The 25,085-nt window shown below is 72.1% G+C and carries 21 protein-coding genes; 12 read left to right on the forward strand and 9 right to left on the reverse strand.

Annotation, left to right across the window (positions count from 1 at the left end):
- The first annotated feature begins 154 nt into the window (after positions 1 to 154).
- The 9 genes from EV284_RS24445 to EV284_RS24485 all read left to right on the forward strand — a co-directional run bounded on the left by EV284_RS24445 (position 155) and on the right by EV284_RS24485 (position 9,886).
- Complete coding sequence (locus EV284_RS24445) at positions 155 to 1,000, forward strand: hypothetical protein (protein WP_130337735.1); 846 nt, start codon at positions 155 to 157, stop codon at positions 998 to 1,000.
- A 145-nt stretch (positions 1,001 to 1,145) separates the two neighbouring features.
- Entirely contained in the window at positions 1,146 to 1,895 is a 750-nt protein-coding gene (locus EV284_RS24450; RefSeq protein ID WP_130337737.1) for a YcnI family protein, read from the forward strand.
- A gap of 90 nt (positions 1,896 to 1,985) precedes the next feature.
- Positions 1,986 to 2,657 (forward strand): SCO family protein, encoded by a 672-nt coding sequence (locus EV284_RS24455; RefSeq protein ID WP_130337739.1) that lies wholly within the window; start codon positions 1,986 to 1,988, stop codon positions 2,655 to 2,657.
- Positions 2,654 to 3,106 (forward strand): copper chaperone PCu(A)C, encoded by a 453-nt coding sequence (locus EV284_RS24460; RefSeq protein WP_130337741.1) that lies wholly within the window; start codon positions 2,654 to 2,656, stop codon positions 3,104 to 3,106. Before EV284_RS24455 ends, EV284_RS24460 begins: the two co-directional genes overlap by 4 nt.
- Positions 3,107 to 3,119: 13 nt before the next feature.
- The gene (locus EV284_RS24465) at positions 3,120 to 5,108 is read left to right on the forward strand and encodes a copper resistance protein CopC (protein ID WP_130337743.1); all 1,989 of its coding nucleotides are present in this window, start codon (positions 3,120 to 3,122) and stop codon (positions 5,106 to 5,108) included.
- Between the two features lie 8 nt (positions 5,109 to 5,116).
- The gene (efeB, locus tag EV284_RS24470; protein WP_130337745.1) at positions 5,117 to 6,394 is read left to right on the forward strand and encodes an iron uptake transporter deferrochelatase/peroxidase subunit; all 1,278 of its coding nucleotides are present in this window, start codon (positions 5,117 to 5,119) and stop codon (positions 6,392 to 6,394) included.
- A gap of 111 nt (positions 6,395 to 6,505) precedes the next feature.
- Positions 6,506 to 7,438 carry a prephenate dehydratase gene (gene pheA / locus EV284_RS24475; protein ID WP_130337747.1) on the forward strand — a complete coding sequence of 311 codons (933 nt, stop codon included), beginning with the start codon at positions 6,506 to 6,508 and terminating at the stop codon, positions 7,436 to 7,438.
- A 370-nt stretch (positions 7,439 to 7,808) separates the two neighbouring features.
- Entirely contained in the window at positions 7,809 to 9,086 is a 1,278-nt protein-coding gene (gene serS / locus EV284_RS24480) for a serine--tRNA ligase (RefSeq protein ID WP_130337749.1), read from the forward strand.
- Entirely contained in the window at positions 9,083 to 9,886 is an 804-nt protein-coding gene (locus EV284_RS24485) for an HAD family hydrolase (RefSeq protein WP_130337751.1), read from the forward strand. The genes serS and EV284_RS24485 overlap by 4 nt, the downstream gene beginning before the upstream one ends.
- A 287-nt stretch (positions 9,887 to 10,173) precedes the next feature.
- Here EV284_RS24485 and EV284_RS24490 read toward each other — a convergent pair whose 3' ends face one another.
- From EV284_RS24490 to EV284_RS24510, 5 genes are all read right to left on the reverse strand, one after another.
- The gene (locus EV284_RS24490) at positions 10,174 to 10,407 is read right to left on the reverse strand and encodes a hypothetical protein (protein ID WP_130337753.1); all 234 of its coding nucleotides are present in this window, start codon (positions 10,405 to 10,407) and stop codon (positions 10,174 to 10,176) included.
- Positions 10,408 to 10,480: 73 nt separating this feature from the next.
- The gene (locus EV284_RS24495) at positions 10,481 to 11,200 is read right to left on the reverse strand and encodes an ABC transporter permease subunit (protein ID WP_130337755.1); all 720 of its coding nucleotides are present in this window, start codon (positions 11,198 to 11,200) and stop codon (positions 10,481 to 10,483) included.
- Positions 11,201 to 11,210: 10 nt separating this feature from the next.
- Complete coding sequence (locus EV284_RS24500; protein ID WP_130337757.1) at positions 11,211 to 12,122, reverse strand: ABC transporter ATP-binding protein; 912 nt, start codon at positions 12,120 to 12,122, stop codon at positions 11,211 to 11,213.
- Positions 12,119 to 13,036: an ABC transporter permease subunit gene (locus tag EV284_RS24505; protein WP_130337759.1), complete on the reverse strand. Its 918-nt coding sequence runs from the start codon at positions 13,034 to 13,036 to the stop codon at positions 12,119 to 12,121. Before EV284_RS24505 ends, EV284_RS24500 begins: the two co-directional genes overlap by 4 nt.
- Entirely contained in the window at positions 13,026 to 13,988 is a 963-nt protein-coding gene (locus tag EV284_RS24510) for an ABC transporter ATP-binding protein (protein WP_130338424.1), read from the reverse strand. Before EV284_RS24510 ends, EV284_RS24505 begins: the two co-directional genes overlap by 11 nt.
- A gap of 211 nt (positions 13,989 to 14,199) precedes the next feature.
- Between EV284_RS24510 and EV284_RS24515 the strand changes: the two genes are divergently transcribed.
- Both EV284_RS24515 and EV284_RS24520 read left to right on the forward strand, forming a co-directional pair.
- Positions 14,200 to 15,954 (forward strand): SDR family oxidoreductase, encoded by a 1,755-nt coding sequence (locus EV284_RS24515; protein WP_242625812.1) that lies wholly within the window; start codon positions 14,200 to 14,202, stop codon positions 15,952 to 15,954.
- Between the two features lie 295 nt (positions 15,955 to 16,249).
- On the forward strand, positions 16,250 to 16,798 hold the full coding sequence (locus EV284_RS24520) for an RNA 2'-phosphotransferase (RefSeq protein WP_130337761.1): 549 nt from the start codon (positions 16,250 to 16,252) through the stop codon (positions 16,796 to 16,798).
- A gap of 14 nt (positions 16,799 to 16,812) precedes the next feature.
- Here EV284_RS24520 and EV284_RS24525 read toward each other — a convergent pair whose 3' ends face one another.
- Positions 16,813 to 17,715, reverse strand: a complete 903-nt coding sequence (locus EV284_RS24525; protein ID WP_130337763.1) for an LLM class flavin-dependent oxidoreductase — start codon at positions 17,713 to 17,715, stop codon at positions 16,813 to 16,815.
- A gap of 107 nt (positions 17,716 to 17,822) precedes the next feature.
- On the opposite strand from EV284_RS24525, the gene EV284_RS24530 reads away from it, so the two are divergent.
- Positions 17,823 to 18,746, forward strand: coding sequence for a Cof-type HAD-IIB family hydrolase (locus EV284_RS24530; RefSeq protein WP_130337765.1), 924 nt, complete (start codon positions 17,823 to 17,825; stop codon positions 18,744 to 18,746).
- 11 nt (positions 18,747 to 18,757) lie between these two features.
- Here EV284_RS24530 and cydD read toward each other — a convergent pair whose 3' ends face one another.
- The 3 genes from cydD to EV284_RS24545 are packed head-to-tail and all read right to left on the reverse strand — an operon-like array spanning position 18,758 to position 24,898.
- On the reverse strand, positions 18,758 to 22,309 hold the full coding sequence (cydD, locus tag EV284_RS24535) for a thiol reductant ABC exporter subunit CydD (RefSeq protein WP_130337767.1): 3,552 nt from the start codon (positions 22,307 to 22,309) through the stop codon (positions 18,758 to 18,760).
- A 59-nt stretch (positions 22,310 to 22,368) separates the two neighbouring features.
- Positions 22,369 to 23,373 carry a cytochrome d ubiquinol oxidase subunit II gene (gene cydB, locus EV284_RS24540; protein WP_130337769.1) on the reverse strand — a complete coding sequence of 335 codons (1,005 nt, stop codon included), beginning with the start codon at positions 23,371 to 23,373 and terminating at the stop codon, positions 22,369 to 22,371.
- 16 nt (positions 23,374 to 23,389) lie between these two features.
- Complete coding sequence (locus EV284_RS24545; RefSeq protein ID WP_130337771.1) at positions 23,390 to 24,898, reverse strand: cytochrome ubiquinol oxidase subunit I; 1,509 nt, start codon at positions 24,896 to 24,898, stop codon at positions 23,390 to 23,392.
- Positions 24,899 to 25,085 lie beyond the last annotated feature (187 nt).

Here is a 25,085-nt window from a genome sequence, read left to right on the forward strand (position 1 = left end):
GCAAGTGACGTGATGCCGCCCATATGGTCGATGTGCGCCGAGACGAATCGGGGTATGAGGTACGGCCGCCGCCGCGGCGCGCGTCCGGCGGTGGCGTGATCCGGCGGCCCTGCCTCGGGTGTGCGGCGGGCGCAGTGCGATGATGAGCCCCGCCATGAGTGCCCCTCGTCCGCGCACGGCGCGACCCGGACCCCGTGTCCGGCTGCTGCGGGCCGCGGTCTTCGCCGCGGTCTGTGTCGTGCTGGCCGCCGCCGGGCACACCGCTGCCTCCTGCGCGAGCGTCCCGCTGTGGACGCTGGGCGCCGGGTTCGCGGGCTCCCTGCTGGTCATGGCGCCGCTCGCCGGACGGGCCCGTTCGGTGCCCGCCATCGCCGCCCTCCTCGCCCTCGGCCAGGTGGCCCTGCACACGCTGTTCGGCCTCGGCCAGCACACCGCGCAGCCCATGGCGTCCATGGGCACCGCACACTCCGGCGCGGCCGACGACGAGATGGTGCAGCGGGCCGCGCGACTGCTGTGCGGGTCCGGCCCGGCCACCCTCACCCCCGGCCACGCCTACCGCCTGCTGCTCGACGCCCGCCTCATCGACGCCTCGGGCCGCTTCACCAACCACGCGGCGACCGGCGGGCACGCCTCCGGCACGGCCGGCTCCCCGGCGGGCTCGGCGTCGTCGGCGCTCTCCCTGCTCTCGCTGCCGATGCTTCTCGGCCACCTCCTCGCGGCGCTCGCCCTGGGCTGGCTGCTGCGCCGGGGCGACCTGGCCGTGCTGCGGCTGGTCGAGCTGTCGACGCACGGGGTCGCGGAGGGCGCGCTCGTTGGCGCCCTGCGCGCCGCGCTCGCGCTGACCCGCGCCCTGTACGCGGGGCTGCTGCCCACGACCGGGCCCGCCCCGCGCCTCGCCCGCACCGAGCGGGACGAGGCGCCGGTACCGCAGGCCGCCGCGCTCCAGCACTCGGTGATCCGGCGCGGCCCGCCCGCCGACGCGTTCCGTCTCGCCGCCTGACGCGACCACCGCTCCCGTACGTACGAGGAGGGGAGGGGCCGTCGTCGCGCGGCACGCGCGCGTGCGTCTCTCACCGGCGCCCCGCGCACCCTCACCGTCACCGGGCTCAGCACCGGATCTCGCTCAAGAGCGGAGTTTCCCCAGCATGCAGATCTCCCGTACCGCCTCCCGTGTCACCGCCGCCGTCGCCGTGGCCGGCGCGACCGTCCTCGCCGTGTCGGTCCCCGCCTTCGCGCACGTCTCCGTGCAGCCGGAGGGCGTGGCGGCCAAGGGCGGCTACGCCACCGTCGACTTCAAGGTGCCCAACGAGCGCGACGACGCCTCCACCACCAAGATCGAGGTCAACCTCCCCGCCGACCACCCGCTGGCCTCCGTCATGCCGCAGCCGGTGCCCGGCTGGAGCGTGAAGGTGACCAAGTCCAAGCTGGACAAGCCGCTGACCATGCACGGCGAGAAGATCGGCGAGGCCGTCACCAAGGTCACCTGGACCGCGGACGGCAAGGGCATCCAGCCCGGCTACTTCCAGAAGTTCCCGCTCTCGCTGGGCGCGCTGCCCGAGGACACCGACCAGCTCGTCTTCAAGGCGATCCAGACGTACTCCGACAAGGAGGTCGTCCGCTGGATCGAGGTGCCGCAGGAGGGCCAGGACGAGCCGGAGAACCCGGCCCCGACGCTGGCGCTGTCCGCCGCGACCGACGACCACCACGGCACGGCCGCCGCCGCCGGTGACGACGACGCCAAGGGCGGCGACAAGGACGACGCCCACCAGGAGGCGGCCGCCGACTCCGAGAGCGGCACCGACACCACCGCCCGCGTGCTCGGCGTCGTCGGCATCGTGATCGGCGTCGCGGGCGTGGCCTACGGCGTCCTCGCGGGCCGCCGCCGCACCGCCTGACCCTCATCTGATCCGCGCGCACCGGGCCCGTGCCCGCCCGGTACGGCCCCGGTGCGCGCGGGAGTTCTCGACCCCCTGGGACATCTCTCCATGCTCTCTCCGCTTTCTCCGCGCAAGAAGACCCTGGCCGCGGCCGCGCTGCTGGCAGCCGCCGCCTTCACCCTGTCCGCCTGCGGCAGCGGCGACGACTCCGCCTCGCCCGTCTCCGTGGTCTCCGAGGAGGGCGGCTCCGACAAGGCCGCCACCGTCCTCGACCAGCCCTTCGCCAAGCCCGACCTGGTCCTCACCGACACCCACGGCAAGAAGTACGACCTGCGGGCCGAGACCAAGGGCCACCCGACGCTCGTCTACTTCGGGTACACCCACTGCCCCGACGTGTGCCCCACGACGATGAGCAACATCGCCGTCGCCACGAAGGCGCTGCCCAAGGCCGAGCAGGACGACCTGCGCGTCGTCTTCGTCACCACCGACCCCGGCCGCGACACCCCGGCCGAGCTGGGCACCTGGCTCAAGAGCATCGATCCGCGCTTCACCGGCCTGACCGGCGACTTCGCCACCGTCCAGGCGGGCGCCCGCTCGCTCGGCATCTCGGTCGAGCCGACGAGCAAGGACAAGAACGGCAAGACCGTCTCCGTCCACGGCACCCAGGTCATCGCCTTCTCCCCGAAGACGAACGGCGGCTACGTCCTCTACGGCGAGGAGGCCACCGTCGACGACTGGACCAAGGACCTCCCCAAGCTCGTGCGCGGGGCGAAGCCGTGAAGCGGGCCGCACTGCCCGCCGCCGCCCTCGCCGCCGCCCTCGCCCTCGCGGGGTGCGGCTCCGGACAGGGGGCCGGCGAGCCCGAGCTGTCGGTGAGCGCCACCTACATGCCCCAGCCGGTCGCCGCCGACATGGCCGCCGGCTTCCTCACCGTCACCAACAAGGGCGGCGAGCAGGACGAGCTGACCTCGGTCAGCAGCGACATCGGCCGGGTCACCATGCACAGCACCAGCGGCGGAACGATGGCCGAGCGCACCTCCTTCGCGGTGCCCGCGCACGGCCGGCTCGTCTTCCGGAGCGGCGGCAACCACCTGATGTTCGAGCAGCTCAAGCAGAAGCCGCACCAGGGCCAGACCGTCAAGCTCAAGCTGGGCTTCGCCAGGTCCGGTCCGCTGACCGTCGAGATGCCGGTGCGGTCCGCCACGTACAACCCGTCGACCGGACACTGAGGGAGGGACCACCTTGACGCGGACCATCACCCCCCGGCTGCGCACCCTGGTACTGCTGCTCCTCGCCGTCACCGGCGCGCTGTTCGCGGGCGCCGCGCCCGCCTCCGCGCACGCCGCGCTGACCGGCAGCGACCCCGCGCAGGGGGTGGTGGTCGACCGGGCACCCACCCAGATCTCGCTCACCTTCTCCGAGCAGGTGGCGATGGGCGACGACTCGCTGCGCGTGCTCGACCCCAAGGGCAAGCCGGTCCAGTCCGGCAGACCGGCGAACGTCAGCGGCACCACGTACGCGGTCCGGCTGCGCGCCGGGCTGGCGGACGGCACGTACACCGTCGCCTACCAGGTGGTCTCGGCCGACAGCCACCCCGTCGCCGGGGCCTACACCTTCTCCATCGGCGCGCCCTCGCGCACCGTCGTCTCCGACACGGGGGCGGGCGCCGGCGGCGGGGCCGTGGGCGGGCTGTACGCCGTCGGGCGGTACCTGTCCTACGCGGGCTTCATCGTGCTGGCCGGCGGCGCCGCCTTCGTGCTGGCCTGCTGGCGGCAGGGCGCGGGGATACGGGCGCTGCAGCGGCTCGTGGTCGGGGGGTGGCTGACGCTCACCGCGGCCACGCTGGGACTGCTGCTGCTCCGGGGCTCGTACACCTCCTCCGGCAAGCTCGCAGACGTCTTCGACCTCGACCTGCTCGGGCAGGTGCTCCAGACCAAGACCGGGGCCGCGCTGGTCTCCCGGCTGCTGTTGCTCGCCGCCGCCGCGCTGTTCGTCGCGGTGCTCTTCGGGGCGTACGCGCGGCGGGAAGAGGAGGAGGGGGCCGACGAGGACGCGGCGGCCGAGCGGCGTGACCTGGGCTTCGGGCTCGCCATCGGCGGGGTCGTCGTCGGGGCCGGACTCGCGGCGAGCTGGGCGATGGCCGAGCACGCGTCCACCGGGCTCCAGCCGGGTGTCGCCATGCCGGTGGACATCGTGCATCTGCTCGCCGTCGCCTGCTGGTTCGGCGGACTGACCGCGCTGCTCGTCGCCCTGTACCGGGCGCCCGCCGACACCCCGCTCGGCACGGATGCCGTGCGGCGCTTCTCCCGGCTGGCCTTCGGCTCCGTCCTGGCCCTGGTCGCCACCGGTGCCTACCAGTCCTGGCGGCAGCTCGGCTCGTGGTCGGCCTTCACCGACACCCGCTACGGGCAGCTGCTGCTGGTCAAGCTGGGGCTGGTGGCGGTCATGGTCGGGCTGGCGTGGATCTCCCGACGGTGGACGGGGAGGCTCGCGGAAGGAGCTACGGCCGAAGTGGCGTCCGGGGCAGCGGGGGACGCCCCCTCGGCCGAGGCGGAGGTGCGGGCGCCCCTGGCCGCCACCGTGCCGTCCGGTGCTGCCGTCACCGAGGCCGGCGAAGCCGGGCCGGCGGAGGGGGAGACCCCCGCCGACCCCGGCCGCGCCGCTCAGCTCGCCCGGCAGCGGGCCGCCGTGGAGACCGCGCGGCGCAAGCGGGTGCGGGATGCCGACCCGGGCCGCGCCGGGCTGCGCCGGTCGGTGCTGGCGGAGGCCGGCGTCGCCGTCGTGCTGCTCGCGGTGACCACCGCGCTCACCCAGACCGAGCCGGGCCGTACCGAGCAGGAGGCCAGGGCCGCCACCGCCCCGGCCGCGAGTTCCCCGGCCGACACCTCCGGCGCCCTCACCCTGGACATGCCCTTCGACACCGGCGGCAAGAACGGCAAGGGCCTGGTCCGGATCGACCTCGACCCCGCCCGCGTCGGCGCCAACGAGATGCATCTGTACGTCCAGCGGTCCGACGGCCGCCCGTACGACATCCCCGAGGTGAAGGTCGCCCTCACCCTGAAGGCGAAGAAGATCGGCCCGCTCCCGGTGGCCCCGGAACACATCACCACGGGCCACTGGGCGGCCAACGGTGTCCAGGTCCCCATGGCGGGAGACTGGGAGGTCGCCGTCACCGTACGGACCTCCGACATCGACCAGGTGACCGTCTCCAAGAACGCGCAGATCGGCTGAACCGCACCATGCCCGACCCGTCCGTCCCTCAGACCCGTACCCCGGAAGCCGGGCGACCCGCCGCCGAGGCGGGGCGGGGTGTGTCCCGCCGTGCCCTGCTCGGCACCGCCGGGGCCACCGGCCTCGTGCTCGGCGCGGCGGGCGGCGCCCTGGGGTACGCCGCCGCGCCGGCCCCGGCCACACCCCTCACCTCGATCGGTACGGACCGCGCGATGTTTCACGGGAAACATCAGCCCGGCATCACCGACGCACTCCAGGCCCACGGCCATCTCGTCGCCTTCGATCTGAAGCCGGGTGCCGGGCGCAAGGAGGCGGCGGCCCTGCTCCGCCGCTGGTCGGCGGCGGCCGAGCGGCTGATGGCGGGCGAGGCGGCCCCGCACGAGGACACCGATGTGGCCCGCGACGCCGGGCCCTCCTCGCTGACCGTCACCTTCGGCTTCGGGCACAGCTTCTTCGCCCGCACCGGACTGGAGAAGCAGCGGCCGGCCGCGCTGGACCCGCTGCCCGACTTCTCCGCCGACCAGCTCGACAGGAAGCGCTGCGAGGGCGACCTCTGGGTGCAGATCGGCGCCAATGACGCGCTGGTCGCGTTCCACGCGCTGCGGGCGCTGCAGAAGGAGGCGGGCGACGCGGCCCGCGTCCGCTGGCAGATGAACGGCTTCAACCGCTCGCCGGGCACCACCGCGCACGCCCTGACCACGCGCAACCTGATGGGCCAGGTCGACGGCACCCGCAACCCCAAGCCCGCCGAGCCGGACTTCGACCAGCGGATCTTCGTGCCCGCCTCGGGCGAGCCCGCCTGGATGGCGAACGGCTCCTACGCCGTCGTCCGCCGCATCCGCATGCTGCTGGACGACTGGGAGAAGCTGGCGCGCCCGGCGCAGGAGGCGGTGATCGGCCGCCGCAAGTCGGACGGCGCCCCGCTGTCCGGCGGCGGCGAGACCACGCCGATGGACCTGGAGAAGGCGGACGCGCGGGGCGAGTACGTCGTCCCGCTCAACGCGCACGCCCGGATCACCCGGCCCGACCAGAACGGCGGGGCCGCGATGCTGCGCCGCCCCTTCTCCTTCCACGACGGCTACGACGCGGACGGCACCCCCGACGCCGGGCTGCTGTTCATCTGCTGGCAGGCCGACCCGCTGCGCGGCTTCGTACCGGTGCAGCGCAAGCTCGACCGGGGCGACGCGCTGTCGCGGTACCTGCGGCACGAGGCCAGCGGGCTGTTCGCGGTGCCGGGGGGCGCGGCGAAGGGCGAGTACGTGGGACAGCGGCTGCTGGAGGGCTGACCAGGCATCCCGGACGCCCCTTTCGCAGGCGTCCGGGATCGAAACCACCCGGAAGGGTGGCCGGCATGAGACGGTCGGGCCGGGTCGCCGCAGGGCCATTAGGGTGAGGGCATGCCAGCGAGTTACGCGTATCTCGGTCCCGAAGGCACCTTCACCGAAGTCGCCCTCCGTACTCTCCCGGAGGCCGCCACCCGCGAGCTGATCCCGTACGTCTCGGTGCAGTCCGCGCTGGACGCGGTGCGCAGCGGCGAGGCGGAGGCCGCGTTCGTGCCGATCGAGAACTCGGTCGAGGGCGGGATCACCACCACCCTGGACGAGCTGGTCGCCGGCGAGCCGCTCTCGATCTACCGCGAGGTGCTGCTGTCGATCACCTTCGCGCTGCTGGTCCGGCCGGGCACGAAGCTGGCCGACATCAAGACGGTCACCGCCCACCCCGCCGCCCAGCCGCAGGTCCGCAACTGGCTGCGCGCCCACCTCCCCGATGCCCTCTGGGAGTCGGCCGCCTCCAACGCGGACGGCGCCCGCCTCGTCCAGGAGGGCCGCTACGACGCGGCCTTCGCGGGTGAGTTCGCGGCGGCGCGGTACGGCCTGGTGCCGCTGGAGACCGACATCCACGACGCGGAGAACGCGCAGACCCGGTTCGTGCTGGTGGGCAGGCCCGCCCGGCCCGCGGCGCCGACCGGTGCCGACAAGACCTCGGTGGTGCTGTGGCAGCGGGAGGACCACCCCGGCGCCCTGCGTGACCTGATCGACGAGTTCGCCACCCGCGGTATCAACCTGATGCTGCTCCAGTCCCGGCCGACCGGCGAGGGCATCGGAAACTACTGCTTCTGCGTGGACGCCGAGGGGCACATCTCCGACCGGCGGATGGCGGAGGCCCTGATGGGGCTGAAGCGGGTCTGTCTCCAGGTGCGATTCCTGGGTTCCTATCCGCGTGCCGACATCGGGCCGGGCGGGGCGCGGCCCCTTCAGCCGGGCACGTCCGACCAGGAGTTCCTGGCCGCCTCCGACTGGGTGACCCGCTGCCAGGACGGCCGTTTCTAGCGGTCCGCGTTATCCACAGAAGTTATCCACAGGTCCGCTTCTCTACCTGGGGACAAGTCGACAACAAGGCCCATCCGGTCGACAAATCGGCTCACAGTCATCAGCTGCATTCAGCCCAGCCCGGATCACCCTTCGTCCACCCGTTTCCATCGATTCAGCTTTTGGGACGACCACTTTCCACTCGAAAGTGGTTATCCGGGGAGTTTGAACCGGGAATTCCTTGGGAGGCAACTCCCTCGGAATGATCAATTCCGAAATCCACAGTCACTCCACACAGCCTGTGGATAACTTTCCCCAGGGTGTGGATGCGCACGCCCGCCCCCGGTATAGGGGTCCCGGCCGGTCCGCGCGCACCGGTAGCCTTGGGCCTGTGATTGACCTTCGCCTGCTTCGTGAGGACCCTGACCGTGCGCGCGCCTCCCAGCGTGCTCGTGGAGAGGACGTCGCGCTCGTCGACTCCCTCCTGTCTGCCGACGAGCGGCGCAGGTCATCGGGTGTCCGCTTCGACGAGCTGCGCGCCGAGCAGAAGCAGCTCGGCAAGCTGATCCCCAAGGCCACTCCCGAGGAGCGGGCCGAGCTGCTCAGCCGTGCCGAGCAGCTCAAGGCCGACGTCAAGGCGGCCGAGGCCGAGCGCGACGAGGCCGACGCGGAGACCCAGCGCCTGCTGCTCGGGCTCGGCAACCTCGTCCACCCCGCCGTCCCGGTCGGCGGCGAGGAGGACTTCGTCACGCTGGAGACGCACGGCGAGATCCGCGACTTCGACGCCGAGGGCTTCGCGCCCAAGGACCACCTCGAACTCGGCCACATCCTCGGCGCGATCGACACCGAGCGCGGCGCCAAGGTCTCCGGCTCCCGCTTCTACTTCCTCACCGGCGTCGGCGCCCTGCTGGAGCTGGCCCTGGTCAACGCGGCCATCGCGCAGGCCACCGCGGCCGGCTTCACCCCGATGCTGACCCCGGCGCTGGTCCGTCCCCAGTCCATGGCGGGCACCGGCTTCCTCGGCCAGGCCGCGCAGGACGTGTACCACCTCGACAAGGACGACCTCTACCTGGTCGGCACCTCCGAGGTGGCGCTCGCCGCGTACCACATGGACGAGATCATCGACGCGGACCGGCTGCCGCTGCGCTACGCCGGGTTCTCCCCCTGCTTCCGCCGCGAGGCCGGTTCGCACGGCAAGGACACCCGCGGCATCTTCCGGGTCCACCAGTTCGACAAGGTGGAGATGTTCTCCTACGTCGCCCCGGAGGACTCCGAGGCCGAGCACCAGCGCCTGCTGAACTGGGAGAAGCAGTGGCTGACCTCGCTGGAGCTGCCGTTCCGCGTGATCGACGTGGCCACCGGTGACCTGGGCTCCTCCGCCGCCCGCAAGTTCGACTGCGAGGCGTGGATTCCGACCCAGGGCAAGTACCGCGAGCTGACGTCCACCTCGGACTGCACCGAGTACCAGTCCCGCCGGCTGCAGATCCGGATGCGCGACGGCAAGCAGGTCCGCCCGCTGGCCACGCTCAACGGCACGCTGTGCGCCGTACCGCGCACCATCGTGGCGATCCTGGAGAACCACCAGCAGCCCGACGGCTCGGTCCGTGTCCCGGAGGTCCTCCGCCCCTACCTGGGCGGACGGGAATTTCTGGAGCCGGTCGCCAAGTGAGCAACCCCTTCCCGTACGGGCTGGTCGCCACCGATCTGGACGGCACGCTGCTGCGCGGCGACGAGACGATCTCGCCGCGCACCCGTGAGGCGCTCGCCGCCGCCGCGACCGCGGGCGCCGCGCACATCGTCGTCACCGGCCGGGCGGTGCCCTGGACCCGGCACATACTGGACGACCTCGGTTACCGGGGCCTGGCCGTCTGTGGCCAGGGCGCCCAGGTCTACGACGCCGGACAGCACCGGCTGCTGACCTCGGTGACGCTGGACCGGCAGCTGGCGGGCATCGCCCTGGCCAAGATCGAGGCCGAGGTGGGCCCGCTGTACCTGGCGGCGAGCCGGGACGGGCTGGACGGCGAGGTCATGGTGGGCCCCGGCTACGCGGTCGCCGGCCGGCTGCCGGCCAAGGCGTTCACGGACGTGGCCGATCTGTGGGAAGCCCCGCTGAACAAGATCTACATCCAGCATCCGACGCTGTCCACGGACGAGCTGGCGGACGCGGCCTCGCGCGCGGCGGGCGGTTTCGTCACCGTCGTCATGGCGGGCGAGGGCATCGTGGAGCTGCTGCCGCTGGGGCTCTCCAAGGCGACGGGTCTGTCGCTGGCGGCCCGGCGGCTGAAGCTGAGGGCGGCCGACACGATCGCCTTCGGCGACATGCCGAACGACGTGCCGATGTTCGCCTGGGCCGCGCACACCGTGGCCATGGCCAACGCCCACCCGGACCTCAAGGCCGTGGCCGACGAGGTGACCGCCTCCAACGAGGAGGACGGCATCGCGGTGGTGCTGGAGCGACTGCTCGGCTGAGAGGCGGGGCGCGGCGTCGTCCTGCCCCGCCTCCCGGCGGGTTCTCCGGGTGGGCGGCCCACGCGAGAGCGACATCGCGTGCTCGAAGCGGCCGCCCCGGACGGTCCCCGTGCGGGAGCGGGCTCGACGGTGGAGTAACCGCACCGGGGCCCGCCCTGGGACCGTCCTGACGGAAGCCGGACATGACGCCGTCCGGCTCCGCTCCCGGTACGGGGGCGCGCCGGGCTCCCTGAACCCGGCGTCGGCTCCCCCACTGTGCCCCCGCCCGAAAGCCCGGCGCCAGCGAATTAACCCTTGCGCCGGCGCCGGCGCGAACGGCTGAAGAACCACCCCGCGGGCGGCTTGTCGGCCCGCCACGGCTGGGGCTCCGGGCGCTCGGCCCGCCAACGGGCCGTGAGCATGCGGGCCCGGGCGGACGGCTCGGAGGTCTCGGCGGCCCGGACGAAGTCCTCGTCCAGTTCGACGCCGTCCCAGGGATCGGGCGCTGCCTCGCCGTCGCCGGTTGGCTGTTCCTGTGCCATGGCGTCCTCCTCGCCGTACTCCCGTGGCCGCCAGTGTGCCCGGACGGGGACGAGGTCCCCGTCAAGGCGGTCGCTACTCCTCGCCCGCCAGGGTGAGCGCGCGCAGCCGCTGACCCGCGTACCAGGTGGCGGCCACGGTGACCACGATCAGCAGGGCGGTGGCCGCCGGGAGGCCGACGTCGGAGGTGATCAGGTTGCTGCCGACCACCTTGTGGGCGACCGCGAGCGACCACTGCTGGACGCTCAGGGTCCGGGCGCCGGAGACCAGCGAGCCGAACAGCGCCTCCCAGACCAGGGCGTAGACCAGGCCGAAGACCACCGCGTGCCGCGAGACCGTGCCGAGCAGCAGGAACAGCGCCGAGTAGGCGATGGACGCGACGAGCGCGGCGACCGTGTAGGCGACGGCCACCTGCTGACCGTTGCCGTTGAGGATCAGGCCCGCGATCAGGGTGGGCAGCGCGGAGAACACCATGGTCACCGCGATGGCGACGATCAGCTTGGTGAAGATGATCGTGGGCCGCTTCAGCGGCTTGGACAGCAGATACACCACCGAGCCGTCGTCGATCTCCGGCCCGATCGCGCCGGTGCCCGCGATGACGCCGATGATCGGCACCATGGTGGCGAGCGCGAACCCGCCGAGCACGTCGGCGGCGACCTGGTCGTCGGCCCCGGTGAGCAGGCGCACCGCCACCGAGATCACGATGAGCAGCAGGGGCAGGGCGCCGAGGACGAGGGCCCGGCGGCGGCCGAGCAGGGCCCGGTAGGTGAGCCGGGCGACTGTGGGGTCGTACATCTTCGGCCTCCTACGCCGCGACGAGATACGAGAAGACGGACTCCAGGGACTCGTCCGAGGGCGAGACCGTGAGGAGCCGGATGCCCTGGTCGCTGGCGACCTTGGGCAGCAGCGTGGTGAAGCGGCCGAAGTCGACGGCCTGGACGACCAGCCCGCCCTCGACGGCGTCGACCTCGATGCCCGCGGTGGACGGGTCGGCGATCAGCGCGGCCGCGAGGGCGCGGTCGTCGCTGGAGCGGACCTGATAGCGGTGCGGGCGGTCGGTCATCAGGCGGCGGATCTTGCGGAAGTCGCCACTGGCCGCGTGCCGGCCGGCGACGACGACCTCGATGTGCCGGGCGAGCTGCTCGACCTCCTCCAGGATGTGCGAGGAGAACAGCACGGTGCGGCCCTCGTCGCCCATGGCGCGCAGCAGCTCCATCAACTGCAGCCGCTGGCGCGGGTCCATGCCGTTGAAGGGCTCGTCGAGCAGCAGCAGCGAGGGGTCGTGGACGAGCGCGGACGCCATCTTCACGCGCTGGCGCATGCCCTTGGAGTAGGTCGCGATCTTCCGGTCCTGGGCGTACTCCATCTCCACGGTGGCCAGGGCGCGCTGGGCGGCCTTGGCCCCGAGACCGTGCAGCTCGGCGTTGGCGACGACGAACTCGCGGCCGGTGAGGAAGTCGTACATCGCCTCGCGCTCGGGGACGATGCCGATGTGCTTGTACACCGCCTCGTTGCGCCACACCGGCTGCCCGTCGAGGGTGACGGTGCCGGTGGACGGGGCGAGGAAGCCGCCCATCATGTTGATGAGGGTGGACTTGCCGGCGCCGTTGGGGCCGAGGAGGCCCGTGACGCCGGGGCCGATGGTCATGGTGATGTCGTTGACGGCGACCACGTTGCCGAACCAGCGGGAGACGTGGTCGATCTGGAGCGTTGTCACAGGCCCACCTTCTTGTAGCGGCGCAGCAGCAGGCCGTAGCTCGCGGCGATCATGCCGAGGACGACGAGCAGGTAGACGAAGCCCTCGCCGGTGGACGGGCCGACCCCGCCGGGGAACGAGGACGTGCCGCCGAGCAGCGCCGACTGGACGCCGTCGATCAGGGTCACCGGGGAGAACAGCCCGATCCACGGCACCGCGCCGCTGTTGCCCTGGGAGTCCGCGATGGCCTGGAGGGTGGAGACGGCGCCGTAGGAGATGGTCATGACGGCGATGACGGCGGCGATGCCGAAGCCACGGCGCGGCGTGACGGCGGCGACGACCAGGCCGATCCCGGCGAACAGCAGGGAGAGCAGGGCCACGGTGACCAGTCCCTGGCCGAACTTCTCGCTCTGGTGGGCCACGCCCATCTTGGCGAGCAGCGAGCCCACGAAGAGCACGATCAGCGGACCGCCGGTGAGGACGAACAGGGCCGAGGCGAGCGCCGCGAACTTGGCGAGCACGTAGTCGGCGGTCTCGATGGGCCGGGAGAAGTACAGCGGGACCGTCTTGAAGCGCAGGTCGCGCGAGACGGACTGCGGGGCCTGGGAGGCGACGAACAGGCTGATCACGGCCTGCATGATGATCGCGTACCGGCTGTAGGGGACCGGCAGGTCGTGTGCCTTGGTGGTCACCGCGACGGCGACCATGATGGCGGCCGGCACGCACATCACCGCGAACAGCAGCATCGGCAGCACCTTGGACTTGGCCGAACGGCCGAGTCCGTAGGCACCGCGCAGGGACTGCGAGTACAGCGAGCGGCGGGCGTACGCGCGGCCGAGGCGGGGGCCGTCGTAGCCGCGGTAGCCGATGTCGTGGATGCGGGACTGGTCGCCCGAGGGCGCCGGTGCCGTGGGGACGGGCTGGTCAACCGCCATGGCCGACTGCCTCCTTCCGCTGCTCGTCGCGGGTGAACACCTCGGAGATGTGGTGGCGCCGCTGCTCCATCCGGACCAGGCCGAGACCGAGCCCGGCGACGGTGTCGCGCACCAGGTCGTACGTCTCCTCACCCTGCGCGGTGAGCAGCAGGATGTGGCCGGCGCCGGGCAGGCCGCCGCCGTCGTCGTGGGTGTCGATCCCGCGCGCGTGCAGCGCCTCGCGCAGGGCGCGGGTGCCGTCGGGGTGGGTGTCACTGTCGGTGACCTCGACGGCCAGCGTGGTGGTGCTCTGGGTGAAGTCGGTGGTGGAGCTGGACCGCAGCAGCTTGCCGCCGTCCACGACCACGACGTGGTCGCAGGTGCGCTCCAGTTCGCCCAGCAGGTGCGAGGTGACCAGGACCGAGATGCCGAAGTCGGTGTGGATGCGGCGGATCAGGCCGAGCATCTCGTCCCGGCCGACCGGGTCGAGGCCGTTGGTCGGCTCGTCCAGGAAGACCAGCCGGGGGTCGTGCACCAGCGCCTGGGCGAGCTTGACCCGCTGTTTCATGCCGGTCGAGTAGCCGCCGATGGGGCGGTAGCGCTCCTCGTACAGCCCGACGTGGCGCAGGGTGTCGGCGGTGCGCTCGCGGGCGGCGGTGGGCGGCAGGCCGGACATGCGCGCCATGTGCACGACGAACTCGGTGGCCGAGACGTCGGGCGGCAGGCAGTCGTGCTCCGGCATGTAGCCGACGCGCTCGCGGATGGCGGCGCCTTCGGTCGCCACGTCGAGGCCGAGCACGGATGCGCGGCCCTCGGTGGCGGGGGACAGACCCAGCAGGATCTTGATCAGGGTGGACTTGCCGGCGCCGTTGGCACCGACGAGTCCCGTCACACCGGGTCCGATGTCCACGGACAGCCGGTCGAGCGCGGTCACCCGGGGGAACCGCTTGCTCAGGCTCTCGGTCACGATCACAGTCACGCTCCGACGGTAGTGACGAGGGGCACCCGGGTCGTCAGACCTCAGAGCCGTCTTGGGGTCCGCCTCGGGTAGTACGGGGCCCTAGGGGTGATGGGCCCTGGGGGGAGGGGCCCTGGGGGGAGAGGCCCGATCTCCCCTATTGACGCCACCTCTAACAACTGCCACATTCGCTGGACGGAGTCGGACGGATGCGGGCGGAGGACAAGTGACGCTGAAGGACGCGCGTGAGCGGCGGGTGCGCACCGGCGGGGTCGAGCTGTGCGTGGCCGAACTGGGCGACCCGGGACGCCCCACCGTGGTGCTGGTGCACGGCTACCCGGACAGCAAGGAGGTCTGGTCCGAGGTGGCCGCCCGCCTGGCGGACGACTTCCACGTGGTGCTCTACGACGTGCGCGGCCACGGCCGTTCCACCGCGCCGAAGCCCCTGCGCGGCGGCTTCACCCTGGCCAAGCTGACGGACGACTTCCTCGCGGTGGCCGACGCGGTGAGCCCGGACCGGCCGGTGCACCTGGTCGGGCACGACTGGGGCTCGGTGCAGTCCTGGGAGTTCGTGACGGTCGAGCGGACCCGGGGCCGCATCGCCTCCTTCACCTCCATGTCGGGCCCGTCGCTGGACCACTTCGGCCACTGGATCGACGCCCGCGTCAAGCGCCCGACCCCGCGCCGGGTGGGCCAGCTCCTCGGCCAGGGCGCCAAGTCCTGGTACGTGTACCTGCTGCACACGCCGGTGCTGCCGGAGCTGGCCTGGCGCGGCCCGCTGGGCAAGCGGTGGCCCAGGCTGCTGGAGCGGGCCGAGAAGATCCCGGCCGGCGACTACCCGACGGCGACGCTGCCCTCGGACGCCGCCCACGGCGCCTGGCTCTACCGGGACAACGTCCGCCCCCGGCTGCGCCACCCCCGCCCGGACGCCGTCGCGCACGTGCCGGTACAGCTCATCACCCCGCAGGACGACGCGTTCCTCTCGGAGCGGCTCTACGACGACCTGGAGCGGTGGGTGCCGAGGCTGACCCGGCGCACGCTCCCGGCCAAGCACTGGGTGCCGCGGACCCGACCAGACCAACTGGCGCGATGGATCCAGGAGTTCGTGATCTCCGTCGAGCGGGGCGAGCCGTCGCGGGGCGGCGGCGGTCGTCACGCCGACCGTTTCGGCGGCCAGTTGGCGCTGGTCACTGGCGCCGGAAGCGGCATCGGGCGCGCGACGGCGCTGGCTCTCGCGGAGGCGGGGGCACGGGTGGTGGCGGTCGACCGGGACGCCGGTACGGCTGCCCGTACCGCGGAACTGGCCGTGGCCGCAGGAGCGTCGGGGGCCTGGGCGGAGACGGTGGACGTCTCGGACGAGCAGGCCATGGAGAAGCTTGCCGAGCGGGTGCACCGCGAGTACGGCGTGGTGGACGTGCTGGTCAACAACGCGGGCATCGGTGTCTCCGGCTCCTTCTTCACCACGACTCCGGACGACTGGCGCAAGGTGCTGGACGTCAACCTGTGGGGGGTGATCCACGGTTGCCGTCTGTTCGGGGCCCGGATGGCGGAGCGGGGGCAGGGCGGCCACATCGTCAACATCGCCTCCGCGGCTGCCTTCCAGCCCTCGCGGGCGCTTCCGGCGTACAGCACGTCCAAAGCGGCGGTGCTGATGCTGTCGGAGTGCCTGCGCGCCGAACTGGCCGCCGAGGACATCGGGGTCACGGCCATCTGCCCCGGCATCGTCAACACCAACATCACCTCGACGACGCGCTTCACAGGGGTGGACGAGACCGAGGCACGGCGGCGTCAGGAGCGGTCGTCCCGGCTGTACGGGAAGCGCAACTACCCACCGGAGAAGGTCGCCAGGGCGATTCTGGACGCGGTGGCGGAGAACCGGGCGGTGGTGCCGGTGACTCCCGAGGCGCGGGGGGCGTATCTGCTGGCGCGGTTCGTGCCGGGGGCACTGCGCGGACTGGCCCGGGTGGAGCCGAAGTTGTGAGTCAGCCGGTCGGCGGTGAGAGCTCCATCTGCCCTGAAGCACACCGAAGTTGATCAACATGCCTGAAACGGGCGCTGGTTGTCCACAGAATCGTCAAAAAGCCTGTGGATAACAGGCATTGGCTGTGGATCAAACCTGCCCACAAAAATCATGTGCGTGATCCGCGTCTCTCCGGAAGGCTGGGGAGAGGCGGATCATGGGCGGAAAACACGGGGCAGCCCCATGAGAGGACGATACGAAAAGCACCATACGAGAGAAAAAGTATCGTAGGAGAGGAATGGGGTTACCAGAGGCGATGGACGACAGACGCGCCGTGAAGGTGTCCAAGTACCTCTCGAAGCACCTGCGGCACCAGCCCGAGCGCATCGGGATCACCCTGGACCCGGCCGGCTGGGTGGAGATCGACACGCTCCTCGCCGCCGCGGCCGCCCACGGTTTCCCCATCAGCCGCGCGGAGCTGGACCATGTCGTCGCCGTCAACGACAAGCGGCGCTTCGCCGTCGAGGGCGGCAGTATCCGTGCCAGCCAGGGCCACACCGTCGAGGTGGCGCTCGGCCTGCCCCCGGCCACCCCGCCGCCGTACCTCTACCACGGCACCGTCGCCGGCAGCCTGGACGCGATCCGCGCCGAGGGGCTGCGCCCGATGAACCGGCACGACGTCCATCTCTCGGCCGACCGCGAGACCGCGACCCGGGTGGGCGCCCGCCGTGGCCGTCCCGTGGTCCTCGCCGTGGACGCGGGCGCCATGCACCGCGACGGTCATGTCTTCCACGTCAGCGCGAACGGCGTCTGGCTCACCGACGCCGTCCCGCCGCGCTACCTGCGGTTCGCCGAGCCGCGCTGAGATCCGCCGGCCGCTCAGCCGAGCTGGGCGACGGCCTCCATGGCGATCTTCTCGAAGACTGCCTGGTCGGCCGCGAAGTCCGAGTCGGCGATGGGCCAGTGGACGACCAGCTCGGTGATGCCCAGCGCCGCGTACGGGCCGGCGAAGTCCACGAACGCGTCGACGGAGTCCAGCGGCCGGGCGCGGTCGGGGGTGAACCCGGTCAGCATGATCTTGTCCAGGCCGGCCACGTCGCGGCCGGTCTCCGCGCACGCCTCGGTGAGCCGGCCGATCTGCCGCTCCACCGCCAGCACCGACTGCTCCGGCGTACCGGTCTCGAACAGCTTCGGATCGCCCGTGGTCACCCACGCCTGCCCGTACCGCGCCGCCAGCTTCAGTCCGCGCGGGCCCGTCGCCGCCACGGCGAACGGCAGCCGGGGCTCCTGCACGCAGCCCGGAATGTTGCGGGCCTCCACCGCCGAGTAGTTCTCGCCCGTGTACGACACCGCGTCCTCGGTCAGCAGCCGGTCCAGCAGCGTCACGAACTCCGCGAACCGGTCGGCCCGCTCACGCGGCGACCACGCCTCCTGCCCGAGCGCCGTCGCGTCGAACCCGGAGCCGCCCGCACCGATGCCCAGGGTGACCCGGCCGCCGGAGATGTCGTCCAGGGAGATCAGCTCCTTGGCCAGGGTCACCGGGTGCCGGAAGTTCGGCGAGGTCACCAGCGTCCCCAGCCGCAGCCACTCGGTCGCCCCCGCGGCGGCCGTCAGCGTCGGCAGCGCCCCGAACCACGGCCCGTCCCGGAACGAGCGCCACGACAGATGGTCGTAGGTGTACGCGGCGTGGAACCCGAGATCCTCGGCCCGCTGCCATTTCGCCCGACCCCCTTCGCTCCAGCGGTCGACGGGGAGGATCACGGTACTGAGACGAAGTGCCATGCCGACGAGCCTACGACGCCCGGATGGCCGACCAGGACCCGCTCCGGGACGCGTCTGACGTGCACCTGCTCTCATCCGGGCCCCGTGCCGCACAGTCGTGCGCGCATATGCGCGAGAATGCTCGGGTGACCTCAGCGACCAGACAGCCGGGGACCCCGGCCCCCGCACAGCCGTCGGCCCCGTCCGGACGAGGAGGGGGCTCCCTCCCGCCGCGCCTGATCGCCACGGACCTGGACGGCACCCTGCTGCGCGACGACCAGACCGTCTCCCCGCGGACCGTCGCGGCGCTGGCCGCGGCCGAGAAGGCGGGTATCGAGGTCTTCTTCGTCACCGGCCGCCCGGCCCGCTGGATGGACGTCGTCAGCGAGCACGTGCACGGCCACGGCCTGGCGATCTGCGGCAACGGCGCCGCCGTGGTCGACCTGCACGGCGGCGCGGGCGCCCACCGCTTCGTGAAGGTGCGCGAGCTGGCCAGGGAGAACGCCCTGAAGTCGGTCCAGCTGTTGCGCGAGGCGGCCCCCGGCACCCTGTTCGCGGTCGAGCAGACCTACGGTTTCCACCAGGAGCCCGCCTATCCCAAGCTGCACCTGGAGGTCCCGGACACCCTGCGGCCCGCCGAGGAACTCCTCGCACCGGACGGTGTCGCGGCGAGCCAGCCGGTGCTGAAGATCCTGGCCCACCACCCCGACCTCGACCCGGACGCCTTCCTCACCCTCGCCCGGATCGCCGTCGGCGGCCACGCCAACGTCACCCGGTCCAGCCCCAGCGCGCTGCTGGAACTGAGCGGACCCGGCGTCTCCAAGGCCAGCACCCTGGCCCTGTGCTGTGCCGAGCGCGGCATCTCGCAGGAGGAGGTCGTCGCCTTCGGAGACATGCCGAACGACATCGAGATGCTGACCTGGGCGGGACGCTCCTACGCCATGGGCAACGCCCACCCCGACACCCTGGCCGCCGCCACCGGCCGCACTCACGCCAACAACGAGGACGGCGTGGCCCGCGTGATCGAGGACCTCCTCGCCGGACGGGTCTGACCCCCCGCCGGTCACAGCACGACGAGGGCCTCCGCCTCCGCCTCGCGGCGGGCCATCGCGGCCAGCGGGCCGTCCACGGCGAGCAGTTCGGCATAGGGGCCGCGCTGCACCACGCGGCCCGCGTCGAGGACGAGCACCTCGTCCACGGCGGCGAGCCCGGCGAGCCGGTGCGTGATCAGCAGCGTGGTGCGGCCCTCGGTCGCGGCCAGCAGATCGTCGGTGAGGGCGTCCGCCGTGGGCAGGTCCAGGTGCTCGGCGGGCTCGTCCAGCACCAGCACCGGGAAGTCCGCGAGCAGCGCGCGGGCCAGCGCCAGCCGCTGCCGCTGACCGCCGGAGAGCCGGGCGCCGTGCTCGCCGACGTGCGTGTCCAGGCCCTCCGGGAGCCCGTCCACCCAGTCCAGCAGCCGGGCCCGCAGCAGTACGTCCCGCACCTCGGGCTCGGTCGCGTCCTTCCGGGCGAGCAGCAGGTTCTCCCGGACGGTGCTGTCGAAGAGGTGGGCGTCCTGGGCACACAGCCCGACCAGCCGCCGTACGTCGTCGCCGTCCATCTCGGCCGCGGGTACCCCGGCCAGCGTGTACGTGCCCGAGCCGGCGTCCAGGAAGCGGAGCAGCACCTGGGCGAGGGTGGTCTTGCCGGAGCCCGAGGGGCCGACCACGGCGATCCGGCGGCCCCGGTCCAGGGTGAGGTCGAGTCCGTGGAGCGCGTCCCGCTGCTGGTCCGCGTAGCGGGCGGTCAGGTCTCTCAGCACCAGCGGGAACGGCGAGTCGGGGGCTTCGCGCGGCTGCTCGGGCTCCCGCACCGGCACCGGGGCGTCCAGCACCTCGTAGACCCGCTCGGCGCTGCGGGCGACCCGCTGGCGGTAGCGGACGGCCAGCGGGAGGCCGAGCACCGCCTCGAAGGCGGCCAGCGGGGTGAGGACCACCACGGCCACCAGCACGCCGTGGATACGGCCCCCGGCCGCCGCCTGCGCACCGAGCAGCGCGGCGACGGCGACGGTCAGGCCCGAGATCAGCGCGGTCAGGCCGTCGCCGAGCGCGGTGGCCCCGGCGGCGCGGGACGCGATCCGGGTGAGGGTGCCGTCGGCCTTCCGGGTCGCCTCCGTACGCGAGGGCAGCGCCCCGGCGACGGTCAGCTCGGCGGTGCCGGTGAGCAGGTCGGTGACGCGGGTGGCCAGCACGCCCCGGGCGGGCGCCAGCCGTCGTTCGGTCCGCCGGGCGACCGCGGCGGTGATCAGCGGTACGCCGACTCCGGCGAGCAGCAGGCCGGCGGCGAGCGCGGCTCCCGCCTCCGGGAGCAGCCAGGCGGTGAAGCCGACCGAGGCGGCGGAGACGACCACCGCCACGCCGGTGGGCAGCAGCCAGCGCAGCCAGTAGTCCTGGAAGGCGTCCACGTCGGCGACGAGCCGGCTGAGCAGATCGCCGCGCCGGGTGCCGCGCAGCCCGGCCGGGGCCAGCCGCTCGAGCCGCCTGTAGACGGCGACACGGGTGTCGGCCAGCATGCGCAGCACGGCGTCGTGCGACACCAGCCGCTCGCTGTACCGGAAGACCGCGCGGCCGATGCCGAAGAACCGGGTGGCCGTCACCGCGACCAGCAGATAAAGCACCGGCGGCTGCTGCGAGGCGCGGGAGATCAGCCAGCCGGAGGTCGCCATCAGACCGACGGCGCAGCCGAGGGCCAGGCTGCCGAGCAGCAGCGCGAAGAGCAGCCGGCCGCGCCGGGCGGCGGCCACGGAACGGACGCGGGCCAGGATGCCCCGCTCACGGGCCGTCGCCTTCCCGGGCGCCGGTTCCTCCCGATCGTCGTCCGTGTCGTCCGACTCGGGGAAGAAGGCTTCACCGCCGGCGGGGACGCGCACGTGCGCGTCCACCGCGGCGGCGGCGAGTTCGGGAGCGAGTACCTCGGCCGTGACCGGCTCGGGCGCGGCGGCCGGCTCGGACAGCTCCAGCCGCACGACCCGGTCGGCGACCTCCAGCAGGGCGGGCCGGTGCACGACGAGCAGCACCGTGCGGCCGACGGAGAGGCGCCGCACCGCCGCGACGACGTCGGCTTCGGTCGCGCCGTCCAGCGCGGCGGTGGGTTCGTCCAGCAGCAGCACCGGCCGGTCGGCGAGAAACGCGCGGGCCAGGGCGAGCCGCTGCCGCTGGCCCGCGGAGAGCCCGGCCCCGTCCTCACCGAGCACGGTGCCGGCACCCGCGGGGAGCGCGTCCACGAACTCCAGCGCGCCGGCGTCCGCCAGCGCCTGGTGTACGGCGGTGTCGTCCGCGTCGGGGCGGGCAAGGCGTACATTCTCCGCGATGGTCCCCGCGTACAGGTGCGGCCGCTGCGGCACCCAGGCGATCTTGGTGCGCCACTCCTCCAGGTCGAGGCCGGCAAGGTCGGCGCCCCCGACCCGGACCTGTCCATCGGTGGGCCGGACGAAGCCGAGGAGCACGCTGAGCAGGGTGGACTTGCCCGCGCCGCTCGGCCCGATCAGGGCCACGGTCTCGCCGGGTTCCACGGAGAAGGACACGTCGGTGACGGCGTCCGCCGAGCGGCCGGGGTAGCGGACGGTCACGGAGTCGAAGGCCAGGGAGCCGGCCGGGACGGGCGCGGTGCCGGTGGCGGGGACCGGCGTCTCCAGCACGGCGAAGATCTCCTCGGCGGCCGCCAGCCCCTCAGCCGCCGCGTGGTACTGCGCGCCCACCTGGCGCAGCGGGAGATACGCCTCCGGGGCCAGGATGAGGATGACCAGGCCGATGTACAGGTCCATCCCACCGTGCACCAGCCGCATGCCGATGGTGACGGCGACCAGCGCGACGGAGAGGGTGGCCAGCAGTTCCAGCGCGAAGGAGGAGAGGAAGGCGATCCGCAGGGTCCGCATGGTGGCGCGGCGGTACTCGCCGGTGATCTTGCGGATGGACTCGGCCTGCGCCTTGGCCCGGCCGAACACCTTCAGCGTGGGCAGCCCCGCGACCACATCAAGGAAGTGTCCGGAGAGCCGGGACAGCAGCGACCACTGGCGGTCCATCCGGGACTGGGTGGCCCAGCCGATCAGGATCATGAAGACCGGGATGAGGGGGAGGGTGGCGACGATGATCGCCGCCGAGACCCAGTCCTCGGTGACGATCCGCGCCAGCACCGCCACCGGAACGACCAGGGCGAGCCCCATCTGCGGGAGGTACCGCGAGAAGTAGTCGTCCAGGGCGTCGACCCCGCGCGTGGCCAGGGTGACCAGTGAGCCGGTGCGCTGGCCGCTCAGCCAGCCGGGACCCAGCACCGCGGCCCGCTCGACCAGCCGCTCCCGCAGCTCGGATTTCACGGCAGCGCTGGCCTTGTGCGCCGCCAGCTCCGTGAGCCAGGAGACCAGCGCCCGCCCACAGGCCACTCCGGCCAGCAGGGCCAGCGGCGTGACCAGGTCACTTGCCGACTTGCCTTGCTGGAAGGCACCGACCACGACCTCGGCGATCAGCATGGCCTGGGCGATGACCAGGCCGGCGCCGAGCCCGCCCAGGAGGACGACCGCCACGAGGAAGAAGCGCGTGGCACGGGCGTAGCGCAGCAGGCGGGGATCGATCGGTTTCACGTGAAACGTGTCCTTCAGTCCCGAGAGTGTGTTTCACGTGAAACATACCCTTGAGGCGGTCAGTGTGCGGCTTCGGCGATGTGCTGGGTACCGATGCGCTTGCGGAAGACCCAGTAGGTCCACGCCTGGTAGAGCATGACCAGCGGGGCGGCGATGACGGCGCACCAGGTCATGATCCTCAGGGTGTACGGGCTCGACGAGGCGTTGGACACCGTCAGGCTCCAGTCCGCGTCGAGGGTGGACGGCATCACATTCGGGAACAGCGACAGGAAGAGCATCGCCACGGTGGCCGCGATGGTCACCCCGGACAGCGCGAACGCCCATCCCTCCCGCACCCACCAGATGGCGGCCAGTGCGCCGACCAGGGCGAGGGCCGCCACGACGAGGGCGACCAGGCTCGCACCGTCCCCGCTGTGGAGCTGGGTCCAGACCAGGAAGCCGAGCGCCGCCACGACGGTCACCGGGCCGAGGCGCAGGGCCAGGGTCCGGGCCCGCGTGCGGATGTCACCGACGGTCTTGAGCGCCGTGAACACCGTCCCGTGGAAGGTGAACAGGGTGAGCGTCACCGCGCCGCCGAGCAGGGCGTAGGGGTTGAACAGATCGGCCAGCCCGCCGACGTACTCGAAGTGCCGGTCGATCCGCACGCCCCGCACGATGTTCCCGAAGGCCACGCCCCAGAGGAACGCCGGGATGAGCGAGGACCAGAAGATCGCCCACTCCCAGTTGCGCTGCCACTTCTCCTCGGGCCGCTTGGCCCGGTACTCGAAGCCCACACCCCGCACGATCAGGCAGACCAGGATGAGCAGCAGGGGCAGATAGAAGCCGGAGAACAGGGTGGCGTACCACTCCGGGAAGGCGGCGAAGGTCGCACCGCCCGCGGAGAGCAGCCACACCTCGTTGCCGTCCCAGACCGGGCCGATGGTGTTGATCAGCACTCGCCGTTCGGGCCGGTTCCGGGCGAGCAGCCGGGTCAGCACACCGACCCCGAAGTCGAACCCCTCCAGGAAGAAGTAGCCGGTCCACAGCACGGCTATGAGGACGAACCAGACGTCATGCAGTTCCATGGCTGTTCCCCCAGCGCTAGTACGAGAAGGCCATCGGCCGGTCGGCGTCCTGGTGGTCGCCGCCGATCTTCGTGGGCGGGTTGAGGTCGGCCTCGGTCAGTTCCGGGGGCCCAGCCTTGGCGTACTTGACCAGCAGCCGGACCTCGATGACCGCGAGGATCGCGTACAGCGCGGTGAAGACGGCCATGGAGATGGCCACCTCGGTCTGGGAGACACCGGGGGAGACCGCCTGACGGGTCTGGAACAGGCCGTAGACCACCCAGGGCTGGCGGCCCATCTCGGTGAAGATCCAGCCCCAGGAGTTCGCGATCAGCGGGAAGGCCATCGTCCAGGTGGCCACGCGCCAGAACCAGGGGGTGAGCTTCGGGCCCAGCGTCCGCCGCCCGAAGAGCACCAGATGCGGCACCTCGTCGTCGCCGGTGCGCAGGTGCCCGGGGAGCAGGAACTTCTTCCGGGTCAGCCAGAGCCCGAGCGCCCCGAGGGTGAAGGAGGCCATGCCGAACCCGATCATCCAGCGGAAGCCCCAGTAGGCGACCGGGATGTTGGGCCGGTAGTCCCCGGGCCCGAACTTCTCCTGCTCGGCCTTGTTGACGTCGTTGATGCCGGGGACGTAGGACGTGAAGTCGTCGTTCGCCAGGAAGGACAGCAGACCCGGCACCTCGACGGCGACGGTGTTGTGGCCCTTGTCCACGTCGCCGTAGGCGAACACCGAGAAGGGCGCGGGCTTCTGACCGTCCCACAGGGCCTCGGCGGCGGCCATCTTCATCGGCTGCTGCTTGAACATCACCTTGCCGAGGGTGTCGCCGCTGATGGCGGTGAGGAGTCCGGCGATCACCACGGTGACCAGGCCGAGCCGCAGCGAGGTCCGCATCACCGTGATGTGCCGGCGCCGGGCCAGGTGGTAGGCGGCCAGGCCCACCATGAAGGCGCCCCCGGTCAGGAAGGCCGCGGAGAGGGTGTGGAACGCCTGGGCGAGCGCGGTGTTCTGGGTCAGCACGGCCCAGAAGTCGGTCAGTTCGGCGCGCCCCCGCTCCTTGTTGATCCGGAAGCCGACGGGGTGCTGCATCCACGAGTTGGCCGCGAGGATGAAGTACGCCGAGAGGACCGTGCCGATCGAGACCATCCATATGCAGGCCAGGTGGATCCTCTTCGGCAGCTTGTCCCAGCCGAAGATCCACAGCCCGATGAAGGTCGACTCGAAGAAGAAGGCGATCAGCGCCTCGAAGGCCAGCGGGGCGCCGAAGATGTCCCCGACGAAGCGCGAGTACTCCGACCAGTTCATGCCGAACTGGAACTCCTGCACGATGCCGGTGACCACGCCCATCGCGATGTTGATCAGGAAGAGCTTGCCCCAGAACTTGGTGGCCCTGAGGTAGACCTCCTTCTCCGTGCGCACCCAGGCCGTCTGCAGCCCGGCCGTGAGGGCGGCCAGGGAGATCGTCAGGGGGACGAACAGAAAGTGATAGACGGTGGTGATGCCGAACTGCCAGCGCGCCAGGGTCTCCGGCGCCAACGCCAGTTCCACGTCGTCACCCCTCCTTACTTCGCGGTGCCGGTGCGGCCTTCGCCGCTTATGCCCCCCACATATGGAGCAATCCGGTCGGAGCTTGTGAAAGCGTTCACATTCACAAGCCATTATGGCGCACACGTATTCGGCATCCACAAGGGGGCCCCTACGACGAAGGGCCCCGCCTCCCGGCAGGGCCCTCACC

The organism is Streptomyces sp. BK022 (assembly GCF_004217355.1).
Taxonomy (GTDB): Bacteria; Actinomycetota; Actinomycetes; order Streptomycetales; family Streptomycetaceae; genus Streptomyces; species Streptomyces griseoluteus.